Source organism: Tsukamurella sputi (genome assembly GCF_007858445.1).
Taxonomy (GTDB): Bacteria; Actinomycetota; Actinomycetes; order Mycobacteriales; family Mycobacteriaceae; genus Tsukamurella; species Tsukamurella sputi.
Map to the genome: position 1 here is coordinate 1 of NZ_VIGV01000120.1, position 598 is coordinate 598.

At 41.1% G+C, this 598-nt stretch carries 1 rRNA gene; it reads right to left on the minus strand.

The features are described from left to right. Nucleotides 1–364 precede the first annotated feature (364 nt). Nucleotides 365–479 (minus strand): 5S ribosomal RNA (gene rrf / locus FK268_RS26040). Nucleotides 480–598: the final 119 nt, after the last annotated feature.

Here is a 598-nt window from a genome sequence, read left to right on the forward strand (position 1 = left end):
GGCTTCATGTCTACTACTCTAGACCTACCCTATCTATTTACAAAGCCGGTAAACGCGAGATTGTTTAAAATTATTAATTCCAATATATCTATCATGCTTATTGATAATAAGAAAAGCTGATGCGTTGCCGGGTTTTATGATTGTAATCTTTTAACGATCCCGTGCCGGCAAAAGGCAATCCATTTCGGCATTAAAAAAGCCCTATCCGCGGGCATGCAGTGGTAAAAAGAGCGAAATAGTAGTTTCCCGCGACTCTGCGGATCTTCTTAGTGGATTATTTTTAAGGAAATATGTTTTTGAGGGACAAAACAAGCACGCAAGAAAAAAGCCTCTAGCGGTTAAGCTAGAGGCTTTTAAGATAAAGCCCTAGGGTTGACCTACTCTCACATGGGATCTCCCACACTACCATCGGCGCTGCTACGTTTCACTTCTGAGTTCGGGATGGGATCAGGTGGTTCCATAGCGCTATTATCCCCAGGAAAACTGGTTGTGTTTGAAGTGTTATCACTTCACTCACGAATAAATTTGATTAGTTGGTATCAATAACAGCAATGTTTGATTGACTTGCTTAAGTTGTTGTATTCGCGTCAACTTTGGA